General features: G+C 47.9%; 11 protein-coding genes. 7 read left to right on the top strand and 4 right to left on the bottom strand.

Annotated elements, in window-relative coordinates:
- Positions 1-4 precede the first annotated feature (4 nt).
- Positions 5-1,030, bottom strand: coding sequence for an efflux RND transporter periplasmic adaptor subunit (locus tag OCV81_RS08280; RefSeq protein WP_262640286.1), 1,026 nt, complete (start codon positions 1,028-1,030; stop codon positions 5-7).
- Positions 1,031-1,240: 210 nt separating this feature from the next.
- Here OCV81_RS08280 and OCV81_RS08275 point away from each other — a divergent pair, with 210 nt between their 5' ends.
- Positions 1,241-2,134 carry an AraC family transcriptional regulator gene (locus OCV81_RS08275; protein ID WP_148329610.1) on the top strand — a complete coding sequence of 298 codons (894 nt, stop codon included), beginning with the start codon at positions 1,241-1,243 and terminating at the stop codon, positions 2,132-2,134.
- 113 nt (positions 2,135-2,247) lie between these two features.
- Here the strand turns inward: OCV81_RS08275 and OCV81_RS08270 are convergent, their stop codons facing one another.
- Complete coding sequence (locus OCV81_RS08270) at positions 2,248-3,771, bottom strand: DUF4301 family protein (RefSeq protein WP_148329609.1); 1,524 nt, start codon at positions 3,769-3,771, stop codon at positions 2,248-2,250.
- 132 nt (positions 3,772-3,903) lie between these two features.
- Here OCV81_RS08270 and OCV81_RS08265 point away from each other — a divergent pair, with 132 nt between their 5' ends.
- The 6 genes from OCV81_RS08265 (at position 3,904) to OCV81_RS08240 (ending at position 11,900) form a co-directional block, all read left to right on the top strand.
- Positions 3,904-6,114 carry a RelA/SpoT family protein gene (locus tag OCV81_RS08265; RefSeq protein ID WP_148329608.1) on the top strand — a complete coding sequence of 737 codons (2,211 nt, stop codon included), beginning with the start codon at positions 3,904-3,906 and terminating at the stop codon, positions 6,112-6,114.
- Between the two features lie 103 nt (positions 6,115-6,217).
- Entirely contained in the window at positions 6,218-6,622 is a 405-nt protein-coding gene (locus tag OCV81_RS08260) for a DUF1573 domain-containing protein (RefSeq protein ID WP_148329607.1), read from the top strand.
- Positions 6,623-6,935: 313 nt separating this feature from the next.
- Positions 6,936-8,924, top strand: a complete 1,989-nt coding sequence (locus OCV81_RS08255) for an OPT family oligopeptide transporter (RefSeq protein ID WP_148329606.1) — start codon at positions 6,936-6,938, stop codon at positions 8,922-8,924.
- Between the two features lie 19 nt (positions 8,925-8,943).
- On the top strand, positions 8,944-9,783 hold the full coding sequence (locus OCV81_RS08250) for an alpha/beta hydrolase (RefSeq protein ID WP_148329605.1): 840 nt from the start codon (positions 8,944-8,946) through the stop codon (positions 9,781-9,783).
- A gap of 108 nt (positions 9,784-9,891) precedes the next feature.
- Positions 9,892-10,452 (top strand): 30S ribosomal protein S16, encoded by a 561-nt coding sequence (locus OCV81_RS08245; RefSeq protein ID WP_022353329.1) that lies wholly within the window; start codon positions 9,892-9,894, stop codon positions 10,450-10,452.
- Positions 10,453-10,568: 116 nt separating this feature from the next.
- Positions 10,569-11,900 carry an MATE family efflux transporter gene (locus OCV81_RS08240; protein WP_148329604.1) on the top strand — a complete coding sequence of 444 codons (1,332 nt, stop codon included), beginning with the start codon at positions 10,569-10,571 and terminating at the stop codon, positions 11,898-11,900.
- Positions 11,901-12,115: 215 nt separating this feature from the next.
- Here OCV81_RS08240 and OCV81_RS08235 read toward each other — a convergent pair whose 3' ends face one another.
- Entirely contained in the window at positions 12,116-13,168 is a 1,053-nt protein-coding gene (locus tag OCV81_RS08235) for a DUF4837 family protein (RefSeq protein WP_148329603.1), read from the bottom strand.
- 48 nt (positions 13,169-13,216) lie between these two features.
- Positions 13,217-14,869, bottom strand: a complete 1,653-nt coding sequence (locus OCV81_RS08230; RefSeq protein ID WP_262640285.1) for a M56 family metallopeptidase — start codon at positions 14,867-14,869, stop codon at positions 13,217-13,219.
- Positions 14,870-14,872 lie beyond the last annotated feature (3 nt).

Here is a 14,872-nt window from a genome sequence, read left to right as displayed (position 1 = left end):
ATTTTTATATGGCCAACGGCGTGCCTTCGCACACCTTCTGCTGGCCTTCCACAATCACTTCCTCTCCTTCACTCAATCCGGCCACCACCGTTACTCCGCTTGCCGTGAACTTGCCACACGTCACCACGCGCTTGGAGGCTTTGCCGTCTGCTCCCTTCACCCACACGAAATAGCGGTTGCTTTCATCCAGCTGAATCACGCTGGCAGGAAGTACGCAGGTCTGACTCTTGTCGGCATCCTGCAGCCATACCTCCGTCACCATACCGGGAAGCAAGCCCGTATGCGGCGTCTGAATGCCGATGTTCACCTCGTACGACCGTGACAGCGGATTGGCCTGGATACCTTTCTCCATCACCACCCCTTCTGCCTGTCTGCCGTTCAGCACCGGAGCCTCAATCACTGCTTTCTGACCTTTCGTCACGTGCATGATTTCCGTTTCCGGTACGGCAATCCGTACTTTCAGACGGTCGTCGGACACCAGTTTCATGACCTGTACCCCAGGCACCACATTCTGCCCCACTTCCAGGTTCTTTTCGGCAATCACCCCGGCAAACGGAGCCACCAGCCGGCAGTCTGTCAGGTTCTTCCGGGCCACTGCCTCCATGGACTGGGCCTGCTGGAGTTTGCTCTGCACCTCCACCCACTTCATGTCGGCCAGACTCCCTTTTTCATGCAGTTCCTTCATTCGCCGGTAGGCATCTTCCGCCTGCTTCAAAGCCGCCTTTGCCGCCTGATACGTGCTTTCTACGGACGCTTCGTCCAGTGTAGCCAGCAACTGCCCCTGCCGCACCCGGCTTCCCAAATCCACCTGTACCGACTTCACTCTTCCCATCAGCGGAAAGCTCAACGCACTTCCGTTTTCTTCTTGCACCGTGCCCGAAAAACGGACGGTCTCGTTCCGTACTGATGACACTACGGTCATGACCTTTACCTTTACAGGGTCTACCTGCTGCGAAGCTTGCTCTCTGCTTCCGCATCCTGACATCATGACCAAAAATAAACCAATGGCCATCCAATGAAATTCTTTCATAAATCTTATCATGTTTAGTATGTCTACGATTTGTGAGCGCAAAGAAAAGACCATTACATGAAACACAGGATATATAGAACACCTTGGAAGTGTCCTATTTTTCCATTCGTTGCATCAATTTCACTTATAGAACACTCATCAAGAAAAATAGAACACCGATTATTAAAAAACATTCAGTTCATTTGTAATCGAACTAGATTTATTAGATTTATGGAGAAGGAAATAGAACTTATCAGGATGTCAAGTACCGAGATTATAGAAAAGGTGGCAACTTACAAGGATGAACAAGTTATCATACATAATCAGGTTAATAAGATTGACGCCATAGAACAAAACACTATAAAGGCAGACTTCTTCCTAGTTATTTTATGCCTGAAAGGAAAAGCATCTTTATCTCTCAACAACAACTCTTACGACATCGGTCCGAATGACCTGATGATTTGCCATCCGCAGACTCTGCTCAAGCACGGCACAATAGGTGATGATTTTGAGTGCTGTGGATTTTGCCTTTCACCAGAATATGCCAAACGTGTCTTCATCTTGTCGGCATCCACAAGCAACTGGTGTTCGAGGCTGTATCTGGACCAGCACCCCATCATTCCGCTCAACGAAGAGGAAAGCCAGCTTTTTTGTCAATACTACCACCTGCTCTACTCCAAACTGACAGGAACGCCCCACCGTCACCAGAGAGAACTCATCAACTCCCTCCTGCAAGCATTCATTTATGAGTTTCAGGATGCCCTGGAAAAATATATCCAGTTGCGTCCCACCTGCTTCAATTCCTCCAGCAACCTGTTCAACGCCTTCATCGAACTGCTGGTTTCGTCCTACCCCAAAGAACGCTCCGTAAGCTACTATGCCAGCCGATTGTTCGTCACGGCCAAATACTTGTCGGCCATCTGCAAGGAAAATTCCGGAGAAACAGCTTCCGACCTGATTACCAGCTATGTCATGAAGGATGTGGAATATCTGCTGAAATGTCCTGACAAAAGCATCAAGGAAATTGCCAACGAACTGAATTTCGCCACACTGTCGTTCTTCGGCAAATATGTGAAAAGAAACCTGGGTATCTCTCCCAAAGAATACCGGGAAAAGCTGTCGTAACAAAATGAAAAGGCACAGTAAAAATAGAGAATCGGTATACATGAAGACAAAAAAGTCCGCCCGTCTGATGCAGACAAGCGGACTTTTTTATGATTCAATCGGTCTATCTCAATTTATTGATGCTGTTCACGCAGCAAATCGTTCACGGTCTTTACCGGATTGAACGTGCTCAACGGTACTTCTACGAACACGGTATTCCAGTCGCTCATAGAACCGTTCCACAATCCTGGCAATTCGAGGGCTTTCAAGTCCTTTCCGTTCTTCGACTTGTAAGAGATGAAACCGGTAGCCTTGTCCACATGTTCCAGCAAGTTGAACTTGCGGCCTTTGTAATCGCGGATGGCACATACCAAATCCACCGGATTGAAGTGCGTACCTTTTTCGAACATCGCTTTCTTTTCCGGGTCGTTCATATCAATCTGTGAGCTTTCCAGAATCTGGAGAGAGATGGTTCCATCCGGATTATAAGCCAGGAACGGACCACCGCCCGGTTCGCCCACATTCTTCACCATACCACACACACGCATCGGACGGTTCAGTTTCTTGCGCAGATAGATAACCAAGTCAGCATCCTCCAGTTCTTTCAGGTCTGTCCTGCGGCAACGCAACTGCTGCTGTACGAAACGGATAATCGTTTCCAGCTGTTCGTGACTGTAGTGGCCGCTGTCCAGCAGTTCCAGGTATTCGAAAGCCTGCTTCTGCAAAGTGACAAGTACACCGGCCAGCAATTTCTTGTAAATCACGGTATCTGCCTTCAAACGGTCGGGCACCACGTTGTCGATGTTCTTGATGAATACGATATCGGCATCCAGATCGTTCAGGTTCTCGATCAAAGCCCCGTGACCACCCGGACGGAACAACAGCTTGCCGTCTTTGTCGCGGAAAGGTTTGTTTTCCATATCGGCTGCCACCGTATCTGTACTCGGTTTCTGTTCGGAAAAACTGATATGGTATTTCGCGCCGTATTTGGCTTCGTATTCACCCACCTTGGCAGCCACCAGTTTTTCAAACAAAGCCCGGTGTTCGGTAGACACTGTGAAATGTATGTTCACTTTACCTGTCTTTCCGGCTGCATACAACGCACCTTCTACCAGATGTTCTTCCAGCGGTGTACGTACGCCGTCGGCATAACGGTGGAACTTAAGCAGTCCCTTCGGCAGGGCACCGTAGTTCAATCCTGCAGCTTCCAGCAGATTGGATACAATGGCTTTGTAGTTCTGTTCCGACAACAAAGCATCGATGTTCTTGCCCGTATTGTCCATGCAAGCCGCATTCAGGTCGTTATAGAATGCAAAGTCATGGATATGGTCGAAGAACTTCTTCTCGAAATCCGTCGTCGGTTTGTCATAGTCCGCCCCTAAGAACTCAAACATATTCTTAAACATACGGCTGGCTGCACCGGAAGCCGGTACAAACTTGACAATTTTCTTCTCCCCATCCTTGTAAGCATTCCATGCCGCAAGATACCGTTCGAAATCTTTTGCTTCAGCTTTCATGATACCTCCGTTTTCTACAGAAGCCGCTGCCGACAATTTCAGGAACGGAAAACCTTTCTCAAAACAAGCCAACTGTTCGGCAATTTTCTCTTCTGAAATGCCTTTCTTGGCCAACAATTCTTTGTCTTCGTGTGTTAACATATTGTTTTATTTAGGTAATGAATATTCTTTCTGCATTCAGAATCATGCTCAAAAATAGAAAAAATACAGTAAGAATGCACCATATCGATAAAAAAAAAGTAACTTTACCCACAAACAACAAAACGAGGCATTATGGAGAACAATGAATTTTTCACGCCGGAAGAGCACAAACAACTGATTCAGCTTTATAAAAGGCTGTTATTACTATCAAAAGACACGTTACAAAAAGATGACTGCCGCAAACTGAAGAACCACCTCATAAAAGCCATGTCGGAAGGAACTATTCCACGGAATGTCTTCCAAATGAACCCCATCATCAAAGACATGCAGACGGCTGTTATCGTAGCCGAAGAAATCGGTATGCGCCGCGCCTCGATTCTGGGCATCATGCTTCATGAGTCTGTGAAATACAACTTGTGCAGCCTGGAGTCCGTCAAGGAGGAATACGGAGAAGACGTGGCCGGCATTATCCGGGGACTTGTAAAAATCAACGAACTATATTCCAAGAGTCCCATCATCGAATCGGAAAATTTCCGCAACCTGCTTCTGTCGTTTGCCGAAGACATGCGGGTCATCCTGATTATCATTGCCGACCGTGTGAACCTGATGCGGCAGATAAAGGACAGCCCGAATGAAGAAGCCCGACTGGAAGTGGCCAACGAAGCGGCCTACCTGTATGCCCCGCTGGCACACAAACTGGGACTGTACAAGCTGAAATCGGAACTGGAGGATTTGTCACTGAAATACACGCAGCATGACGTGTACTATTATATCAAGGAGAAACTGAATGCCACCAAACAAGCGCGCGACCGCTACATTGACGCATTCATCGAACCGATAAAGAAAAAACTGGAAGAAGCCGGACTGAAGTTCCACATGAAAGGACGTACCAAGTCCATCCACTCCATCTACCAGAAGATGAAAAAGCAGGGATGCCCCTTCGAAGGCGTGTACGACCTGTTTGCCATCCGTATCATCCTTGATTCTCCGCTCGACAAGGAGAAGCAGGAGTGCTGGCAGGCCTACTCCATCGTGACCGATATGTACTTGCCCAACCCCAAACGTCTGCGCGACTGGTTGTCCGTGCCGAAGAGCAACGGATACGAGTCTTTACACATCACTGTCATGGGACCGGAAGGCAAATGGGTAGAGGTACAAATCCGTACGGAACGCATGGATGAGATTGCCGAAAAAGGTCTTGCCGCCCACTGGCGATACAAAGGTATCAAGGGGGAAAGCGGTCTGGACGAATGGCTGAACTCCATCCGGGAAACACTGGAAAATGCTGACAACGACTTGGATGCCATGGACCAGTTCAAACTGGACTTGTACAAAGACGAAGTGTTCGTGTTCACTCCCAAAGGCGATTTGTACAAACTGCCGCAGGGAGCCACCGTGCTCGACTTTGCCTTCTCTATCCACTCCAACTTGGGATGCCGGTGTACGGGTGCCCGCGTGAACGGAAAGAACGTGCAGCTCCGCCAGAAACTGAACAGCGGTGACCAGGTGGAAATCATGACCTCGAACACTCAGACGCCGAAACGCGACTGGCTGACCTTCGTCACCACGGCGAAAGCCCGCAACAAAATACGTCAGGCATTGAAAGAGATTGCAGCCCGCCAGACAGAATTTGCCAAGGAAACCCTGGAACGGAAATTCAAGAACCGGAAAATGGAATACGATGAAGCCATCCTGATGCGCCTCATCCGGAAACTGGGCTTCAAGACCGTGACCGATTTCTACCAAAGCATTGCCGACGAGTCAATCGATGTGAACGACATCATCGACAAGTACCTCGACATGCAGAAGAAGGAGACCGAGCAGCGCGAAGAAATCAGCTACCGCAGTGCAGAGTCGTTCAACATCCAGCAGCCGACCGATGCCAAGGACTACAAGGACGACGTGCTGGTTATCGACCAGAACCTGAAGGGACTGGATTTCACTCTGGCCAAATGCTGCAACCCGATTTACGGCGATGAAGTGTTCGGCTTTGTGAGCATCAACGGAGGTATCAAGATTCACCGCTGCGACTGTCCGAACGCCAAGGAAATGCGTTCCCGCTTCCCTTATCGTATTGTTAAGGCACGCTGGGCCGGGAAGAGCCAAGGAAAGCAGTATCCCATCACGCTCCGTATCATCGGACATGACGACATCGGCATCGTGACCAACATCACGTCCATTATTAATAAGGAAAGCAATATTCTGTTGCGTTCCATCAGCATTGACTCGCACGACGGACTGTTCTCGGGCATGCTGACCGTGACGGTGGACGACAATGCTAAGCTGGAATCACTGATCAAGAAGATAAAAACCGTGAAAGGGGTAAAGCAGGTAAACAGATAACAACACTTCAAGTATGTTAATAAAACTGCACAAACATACCCCTTTAGCATAAAAACACTATCTTTGCGAAGTTGTCAAGAGTAAGGATTAAAAACAAAAGAAAATGAAGAAGATTTTATTTACTACCTTGTTGTGCGTAATGAACATCCTGTTCGTCATCGCACAGGGAACAGCACAGATTACGTTTGAAAAAACTACATACAACTTTGGCTCTTTCTCTGAAAGCAGTCCGAAAGTGACTTGCAAATTCAAGTTCACCAATACGGGCGACGGACCACTGGTAATTCATCAGGCCATCGCTTCGTGCGGATGTACCGTACCTCAGTATCCGAAAGAACCCATCAAACCGGGTGAAAGCGGTGAGGTGACAGTGACTTACAACGGAGCCGGCAAATTCCCCGGACATTTCCGCAAGACCATCACCCTGCGCACCAACTCCAAGAACGAAATCACCCGCTTGGTAGTAGAGGGAGACATGACACCGGCATCAGCCGATGCAAACAACTAAAATACAGTCGTTTTTCATACTTATTCAGGAGGAACATCTGCGGGTGTTTCTCCTGTTTTATTATGGTCTAAAACCGTCTTTAACCACGTACTTACGCTCAATCTGAAATGTCAAAGAGTTTTGATTAATGCACCTTTGCGTTTTACCTCAAACAAACTAGTGCTTCCCTTCAAGCGTAAAAGCATTCTATCTGAAACGTACTTGCGTTTTTCTACAGCGCAAAAATAAGGAGCCTTTTGCATGAATATGAATGATTTTTACTACTTTTGGACACCCGAAAGAATATTAATCAAATCATAATGCAATATTATTCATGAAAGAGACACAAGAAAAACCGACGGGATTGCCCGACAACGCGTTCCGTCCGCTCAAACCGGGAGAAAAATACGAACCACTCATGTCTCCCGGAAAAACGTATCCTGAAGTAAACCTGTGGTCCGTGACATGGGGACTTGTCATGGCCGTCATCTTCTCGGCTGCCGCCGCTTACCTGGGCCTGAAAGTGGGACAGGTGTTCGAAGCAGCCATCCCTATCGCCATCATTGCCGTGGGCATTTCCAGTGCCACCAAACGCAAAGGCGCACTGGGTGAAAACGTCATGATCCAGTCCATCGGTGCCTGCTCGGGCGTCATCGTGGCAGGAGCCATCTTTACCCTGCCGGCCCTCTACATTCTGCAGGAAAAATATCCGGAAATGACGGTCAACTTCATGCAGATGTTCATCAGCTCCCTGCTGGGCGGCGTGCTGGGCATCCTGTTCCTGATTCCGTTCCGCAAATATTTCGTGAAAGACAAACACGGGGAATATCCCTTCCCGGAAGCGACCGCCAGTACCCAGGTACTTGTATCGGGTGAAAAGGGAGGTGACCAGGCCAAACCGTTGCTCATGGCCGGACTGGTAGGCGGTCTGTACGACTTCATCGTGGGTACGTTCGGCTGGTGGAACGAGAACTTTACAAGCCGTATCTGTGGATGGGGCGAGACCATTGCCGACAAGTTCAAACTGGTTTTCAAAATCAATACGGGAGCTGCCGTACTGGGACTCGGTTACATCGTCGGCCTGAAATATGCGGCCATCATCTGTGCCGGCTCCCTGGTGGTATGGTGGGTCATCGTTCCAGGTATCTCCCTGTTCTGGGGCGACCAGGTGCTGAATGCCTGGAATCCGGACATCACCATGGCCGTGAAAGACATGTCGCCCGAACTCATCTTCAAGGAATATGCCAAGAGCATCGGTATCGGAGGTATCGCCATGGCAGGTATCATCGGTATCGTACGTTCATGGGGCATCATCAAGAGTGCGGTCAGCTTGGCTGCCAATGAGATGAAAGGAAAGAAGACCGAAGAAAGTGTGGAACGCACACAGAAAGACCTGTCCATGAAAATCATCGCCTTCGGTTCTTTGTTCACCCTGTTGCTCGTGGTACTCTTCTTCTATTTCGACGTGATGCAAGGCAACATCCTACATACTGTAGTAGCCATCCTGCTGGTAGCGGGAATCTCCTTCCTCTTCACCACCGTGGCGGCCAATGCCATCGCCATCGTCGGTACGAACCCGGTATCGGGCATGACCCTGATGACCTTGATTCTGGCTTCCGTCATCATGGTGGCCGTGGGCCTGAAAGGTGCCACGGGTATGGTGGCTTCACTGGTAATGGGTGGCGTGGTCTGCACTGCATTGTCCATGGCCGGCGGTTTCATCACCGACCTGAAAATCGGTTATTGGCTGGGTAGCACACCCAAGAAGCAGGAAAGCTGGAAGTTCCTCGGCACACTGGTTTCGGCAGCTACCGTAGGCGGCGTCATCATGGTACTGAACGATTCGTATGGATTCACCAGCGGACAACTGGCTGCCCCACAGGCCAACGCCATGGCAGCTGTCATCGACCCGCTGATGAACGGAGTAGGTGCCCCATGGTTGCTCTATGGCATCGGTGCGGTACTGGCACTGGTACTGACCTTCTGCAAGGTGCCTGCCCTGGCCTTCGCGCTGGGTATGTTCATCCCCTTGGAACTGAACCTCCCGTTGCTGGTGGGTGGAGCCATCAACTGGTACGTGACTTCCCGCAGCAAGGACGAAGCCGTCAACACGGCACGCGGCGAAAAAGGTACGCTGCTGGCTTCCGGATTCATTGCCGGAGGTGCTCTGATGGGAGTGGTAAGTGCCATCATGCGCTATTGCAACATCAACCTCATCCACGAGGAATGGCTGAGCAATCCGATGAGTGAGCTGGTATCACTAATTGTCTATCTGCTGCTGATAGCCTATCTGGTCAAGGCCAGCATGAAACTGAAAAAATAACCTCAGACTCATACGACACATGAAAAAACTACTGCTCATGGGGTGGCTGCTGATATCCAGCCACCTCTTTGCCCAAAAAGGCATTGAAATCAAGATATGGCCCGATGGTGCCCCCAACACCAACGAAATGACCCAACAGGTAAAAGATGGACCGCTTTACGTGGAAGAACCCGTGCTGACCGTCTATCCGGCAGAAAAAAGTAACGGGATGGCCATCGTGGCCTGCCCCGGAGGAGGATACTGGACTTTGGCCATGGGACACGAAGGCCACGATATGGCCGCCTGGTTCAACAGCCAAGGCATCACTTATGCCGTGCTACGCTACCGCATGCCCAACGGACATCACGAAGTGCCGCTGAGCGATGCCCAGCAAGCCCTCCGCATCATGCAGCAGCACACCACAGAATGGAATGTGAAGAAGCTGGGTATCATGGGATCGTCGGCAGGAGGGCATCTGGCCAGTACGGTAGCCACTCATTTCACGGATGCAGAAACCCGCCCGGATTTCCAGATTCTGTTCTATCCGGTCATCACCATGGACCCGGGCTACACACATACAGGCTCCCATGATGATTTGTTAGGCAGGAATCCTTCGAAGGAACTGGAACAAAAATATTCCAACGAACAGCAGGTCAACCCACAGACCCCACCGGCCTTCATCCTGCACAGCAGCGATGACACGGTGGTTCCCGTGGCCAACAGCGTAAACTACTACACTGCCCTCGTCAACAATAAAGTCCCCGCCAGCCTGCACATCTATCCGGTGGGAGGACACGGCTGGGGATACAACGACAGTTTCCCTTACAAACGCCAATGGACGGGCGAACTGGAAAAATGGCTGCGCGAAATCAATAAATAATTGGCGCAACTATTTGTAGAACAAAAGAAAAGTTGTACCTTTGCACCCGCTAATACGGGTTATTAGCATAATTCAAATCATTTACATTAAAAAAACTAATTAAGAAAAATGGCAACTAAAATCAGATTGCAAAGAAACGGACGCAAAGGATATGCGTTCTATTCAATTGTTATTGCAGACGCAAGAGCACCACGTGATGGTAGATTTACTGAAAAAATTGGTACTTACAATCCGAACACCAATCCTGCCACAGTAGATTTGAATTTTGAACGTGCATTACACTGGGTAATGGTAGGTGCACAGCCTACTGACACAGTACGCAACATCTTGTCTCGCGAAGGTGTGTACATGAAGAAACACCTGCTGGGCGGTGTAGCTAAAGGCGCATTCGATGAAGCACAGGCTGAAGCTAAATTCAACGCTTGGAAAGAAAACAAACAGTCAGGTTTGGCTGCTTTGAAAGCTAAAGAAGAAGAAGCTAAGAAAGCTGAAGCTAAAGCACGTTTGGAAGCTGAAAAGAAAGTAAACGAAGAAATCGCGAAGAAGGTAGCTGAAAAGAAAGCTGCTGAAGCTGCTGCAAAAGCTGAAGCTGAGGCTGCTGCCAAGGCAGAAGAAGAAGCTGCTGCTCCTGCTGAAGAAGCTGCTACAGAAGCTCCTGCTGAAGCATAATTCTTCTTTCAGAAAAAGACAAACAAAAGACTGTCCTTGCAAAAGGATGGTCTTTTTTTATGCAGAATTATCGTATCTTTGCACCACATTTCCCCATCATCTGATATCCGTTTTTTATGCATACGAAATATACCAACCGCGAAATATGGAAGGTGGCTTACCCCATCTTGATCAGTCTGCTCATGGAACAACTCATCGGCATGACCGATACGGCCTTCATGGGGCGGGTGGGCGAAGTGGAATTGGGTGCTTCGGCCATTGCGGGCGTATATTACCTGGCCATCTTCATGCTGGGATTCGGTTTCAGCATCGGCTCGCAGATTCTGATTGCCCGTCGCAACGGAGAAGGTAATTTCCGGAAAATCGGTTCCATTTTCTATCAGGGAATTTACTTCCTGCTGGCCATGGCACTGGTCATGTTCACCCTGTCCCAACTGTTTTCTCCCTGGATATTGTCGCACGTAGTAGCGTCTCCCCGGGTCTGTGAGGCAGCCGTGAGCTACATCAACTGGCGGGTATTCGGATTTTTCTTCTCGTTCGTGGCTATTATGTTCCGGGCTTTCTTTGTAGGCACCACCCAGACCAAGACCCTCACGCTCAACTCCATCGTTATGGTCACATCGAACGTGGTATTCAATTATATCCTCGTATTCGGGAAACTGGGATTTCCGGCGTTGGGCATTGCCGGAGCAGCCATCGGTTCTTCACTGGCAGAACTGGTATCCATGCTCTTTTTCATCGTCTACACCGTTCGGCAGGTGGACTGTACCAAATACGGACTGAACCAACTGGTGAAGTTCCGATGGGCAGAACTGAAACGCATCATGAGCGTATCGCTATGGACCATGATACAGAATGCGGTATCCATCAGCACCTGGTTTCTGTTCTTCATCTTCATCGAGCACCTGGGCGAACGTTCACTGGCCATCACCAACATCGTACGCAACGTGTCGAGCGTGCCGTTCATGACCATTACGGCTTTTGCCTCCACCTGTAGCGCTCTTGTCAGCAACCTGCTTGGAGCCGGAGAAGCACGCTATGTCATGCCGACCATCCGGCAGCACGTACGGCTCTGCACCTACATTGTCTGGCCTGTCATCCTGCTGATAGCCTGTCTGCCTACGTATGTACTCCGTATCTACACCGACATGCCCGACCTGGTAGATGCCGCCGTCCCTACGCTTTGGGTACTCTGCTCCAGCTATCTCTTCCAGTGTGCCGGATTTATTTTCTTCCAATCTGTATCGGGTACAGGCGATACCCGGGCTGCTTTTCTGCTGGAGATGATTGCCCTGACCTGCTACCTGATTTTCATCGTCCTCATCATTCTGCTCCTGAAAATGGACGTAGCCGTATGCTGGTTCTCCGAACATGTATATGCCGGAGCCATCGGCCTGCTGAGTTATATTTACCTGAAAAAAGGAAGCTGGCAAAGGAAACGAATTTAAGGATATAAAAAAGGCTATTCATTAAATGTTATAAAGTCAGCCAACTAATTCACACACACAGCATTATGGATTAGTTGGCTTTTTGTATCTCTAGATATCTCCCGCAAATAAGGTTGGGCAGCCCAAACAGGGGAAATTCCGGTTTCGAATTCAATTTATGCTTTTACAACGGGACAATAGAGTGCTAATCAACGATATAATAAATGTACTATCTTTCATAAGTTGTCTTTCATTACCTTTTCTTCCGAAATCTGATTGTCTACAGGAAGTTCTCCCGTCTTTTTCTCTAGAGGAAGTTTCAACGTATAAAGGGCAGCATTCAGTTTACGAATCTGGTCACGTTTCAGTTTGCCCGGATTATAAACGAAACCTTCTACTACGACAATCCGACCGTTCGTACGGTCAACACGAACATGTGAAACGAAAGGGCCTCCCATCGCATCGTTCTCCATCTCCCACAAACCGCGTACTTCATATGCATAATCACCCTGCACTGCAATATTACGAGCTTCTACAAAAATAGAATCGGCAGTCACCATATACATACCTTCTTTTACTCCCGGAATGTTGGCTTTCATCACAGAATCTCGTTTTTCTATGAAATATGCCTTTGTAAAAGTTCCCTTGCTGGTATACGGATAAGTGTAGATAACAAAGTTCAAATCATTCAGGTTGCTGGAAGCCCACAAGAACTGTTGGCCAACCTTGTACGAAGCCAGTTCTACCGGCATCCAGATATCACAGTCAAAAAAGCTTTGTACCTTGGCAGACAAGACATCATTATGCTTCTTCTCCAACAGTTTTACTTCTCGGTTCATTTCTGCCCGGGTAAAGAAATCAATAATCACCTGTCCATTCTTGGATACATATTCAGCAAACTCTTCCTGATTCGGCGACTGGATAGTCATAATCATCTGTGGAGAAGAATACGCGTCACGGGTATACTTGAATTTGGTTTGCGTATAGATGTCCTGAATATCCGCAATAATGATGTTGCGGAACAGACGGGTACTACGGTCAAAATACTCCGGACGAACTCTCGAAATCCGGAAAGAACGTTCCGGTTGGGGCAATCCCGGTACATCGGTATCAAGTACATGGAAAAGCGCACTATCCGGACTGTTCCAACATTTGTCATCCGCAACTACCAGTACCTCATAAGGCCTACCACTGGATACCGGAGTAACAATACTTTTACCATCCTTCTGACAAGAAGCAAACACCGATACAACGAATATAAGACTTAAATAAAAGGAAAAAGGTTTCATAAATTTTAAAACTAAGTTTTCAAATACAGACTATTACACGAATCAATTCTAAAAACCACTCATAAGATTCAGTTTAAGCATATATCCGTCACGTAATGCCTGCTTGATATCATATACCACCCCTTCAGAAGCATCTGAAGGTATCTTTAGCGAAACGGAAAGGTTTTCAGCCTTATTTCCCTCACATAACTGCTTGATTTTCGAAGAAAGTTCATCCAGAGAAAAATCCTCCAACTCACCTACTATCACATTATCTTTCAAAAATCGGACTTCATATCCCGGCAACGGAACACTCTTATCGGCCACACCCACCGGTACATCCGCATATGCTTTCGGAGAAGCATAATAGAAACGGGAAATCAAACATTCATTCACCAATTCCTGAGGATAAGTTTTCGCAAGCTCCCGTCTGACCTCATCATACGCTTTTACCAGTTTCTGCTTGGCAATAGTTATCGCCCCCATCTTTGTATTGCGGTCTGCTACAATACGGACAACGATAGGAGACATTTCCGTTTTCTGCTCAGCATACAATTTGACGAAAGAGTCTTTCAATTGCTTCTTGGCCTCGTCCATCATGGTTCCATAATCAACAAACTTCTTCTTTGAAATATGATTTTCAGGCCCGAAAAGAAACTGATTCCGCTGGTTACAATACAATTCCAGCACATACGCCTTTTCCGACGAAATATGATCCAGCATCAGATTGTCTGCATTCCGCTGCTGTGCTGTGTCCCTCACCATTAATCCGGATTTTTCTTTTCCTTGATGCTTCGTTTGAAGAGCTGCGCCATAATCCGCTACCGTTTCTTTCACTTCCGGCCTCGCAAAGGCATACACGACCCCTGCAGCCAAAGGTACGGCTAACAAGACACGCAGCCGGACCCACTTACTGTTTCTTTTTTTCGACATCATAGATATACGTTTTTTAAGTGAACTGTGAGTAAAACCGCAAGCCATAGAGTAGAGCCTTGAACCCACTGCTTTCCTCACCAATAACAATTGATATGTTTTTACATCGATGCCTTGATTCAGTACACCTTCATCGGCCTGATACTCATGAACACTACTAAGTTCATGCTTCAGTTTCCACACCAACGGATTCCACCAATGAAAGATTAGAATAAACTGTATCAGCAGATTATCATAACAATGTCCATACCGGCAATGCATTTCCTCATGCAAACGGACCGGAGAATATTCTTCATATTCCTGACTGTTCATGACGATATACGTTCCCCAGCTAAAAGGACGGACAGGAATATCATACAACACCCATCGTAATCCATTACATTCTTTATATTCCTGCCCGTTTATCCAACGGAACAGACGGATATAGCCTACAACCCATTGCAAAAGAATAAAGGCACATCCCGACAGATAAGCCACCATCAACAGCACAAGCCAATCCCAATAATTGGCTTCCTTCTGAGTAATCTCCACCATACCTGTAGCAGAAGCAGATATTACATCAACAGGCTGTTTCCATTCCTCCATAAGGCTAAAAGGAGACTGCACTAAAGGTTCATGCTCTAATTCCAGAGAAACGAAAGGCAACAACAGGCAGGTCAACATTCCGCCCACCAACACCCATCGGTTCAAGGAAAAGCGAGTGGTCGAAGCACAAAGTAGCTTATAGAACCCATAGAACAATGTCAGGCAGAAAGAGCTTTTCAGTAAATAGATTAAAAGGGCTACCATAGG

This window comes from Phocaeicola fibrisolvens (assembly GCF_025567125.1).
Taxonomy (GTDB): domain Bacteria; phylum Bacteroidota; class Bacteroidia; order Bacteroidales; family Bacteroidaceae; genus Phocaeicola; species Phocaeicola fibrisolvens.
The sequence above is the reverse complement of the archived record's forward strand: the minus strand, read 5'-3'. Positions and strand labels throughout refer to the sequence as shown.

What these genes read in the sequence shown, in the direction of transcription:
- OCV81_RS08250 (WP_148329605.1), top strand. Translation starts at nt 8,944, where the DNA reads ATGAAAAAACTACTGCTCATGGGGTGGCTGCTGATATCCAGCCACCTC.
- OCV81_RS08255 (WP_148329606.1), top strand. Translation starts at nt 6,936, where the DNA reads ATGAAAGAGACACAAGAAAAACCGACGGGATTGCCCGACAACGCGTTC.
- OCV81_RS08270 (WP_148329609.1), bottom strand. Translation starts at nt 3,771, where the DNA reads ATGTTAACACACGAAGACAAAGAATTGTTGGCCAAGAAAGGCATTTCA.
- OCV81_RS08275 (WP_148329610.1), top strand. Translation starts at nt 1,241, where the DNA reads ATGGAGAAGGAAATAGAACTTATCAGGATGTCAAGTACCGAGATTATA.
- OCV81_RS08230 (WP_262640285.1), bottom strand. Translation starts at nt 14,869, where the DNA reads ATGGTAGCCCTTTTAATCTATTTACTGAAAAGCTCTTTCTGCCTGACA.
- OCV81_RS08280 (WP_262640286.1), bottom strand. Translation starts at nt 1,030, where the DNA reads ATGAAAGAATTTCATTGGATGGCCATTGGTTTATTTTTGGTCATGATG.
- OCV81_RS08240 (WP_148329604.1), top strand. Translation starts at nt 10,569, where the DNA reads ATGCATACGAAATATACCAACCGCGAAATATGGAAGGTGGCTTACCCC.
- OCV81_RS08260 (WP_148329607.1), top strand. Translation starts at nt 6,218, where the DNA reads ATGAAGAAGATTTTATTTACTACCTTGTTGTGCGTAATGAACATCCTG.
- OCV81_RS08245 (WP_022353329.1), top strand. Translation starts at nt 9,892, where the DNA reads ATGGCAACTAAAATCAGATTGCAAAGAAACGGACGCAAAGGATATGCG.
- OCV81_RS08235 (WP_148329603.1), bottom strand. Translation starts at nt 13,168, where the DNA reads ATGAAACCTTTTTCCTTTTATTTAAGTCTTATATTCGTTGTATCGGTG.
- OCV81_RS08265 (WP_148329608.1), top strand. Translation starts at nt 3,904, where the DNA reads ATGGAGAACAATGAATTTTTCACGCCGGAAGAGCACAAACAACTGATT.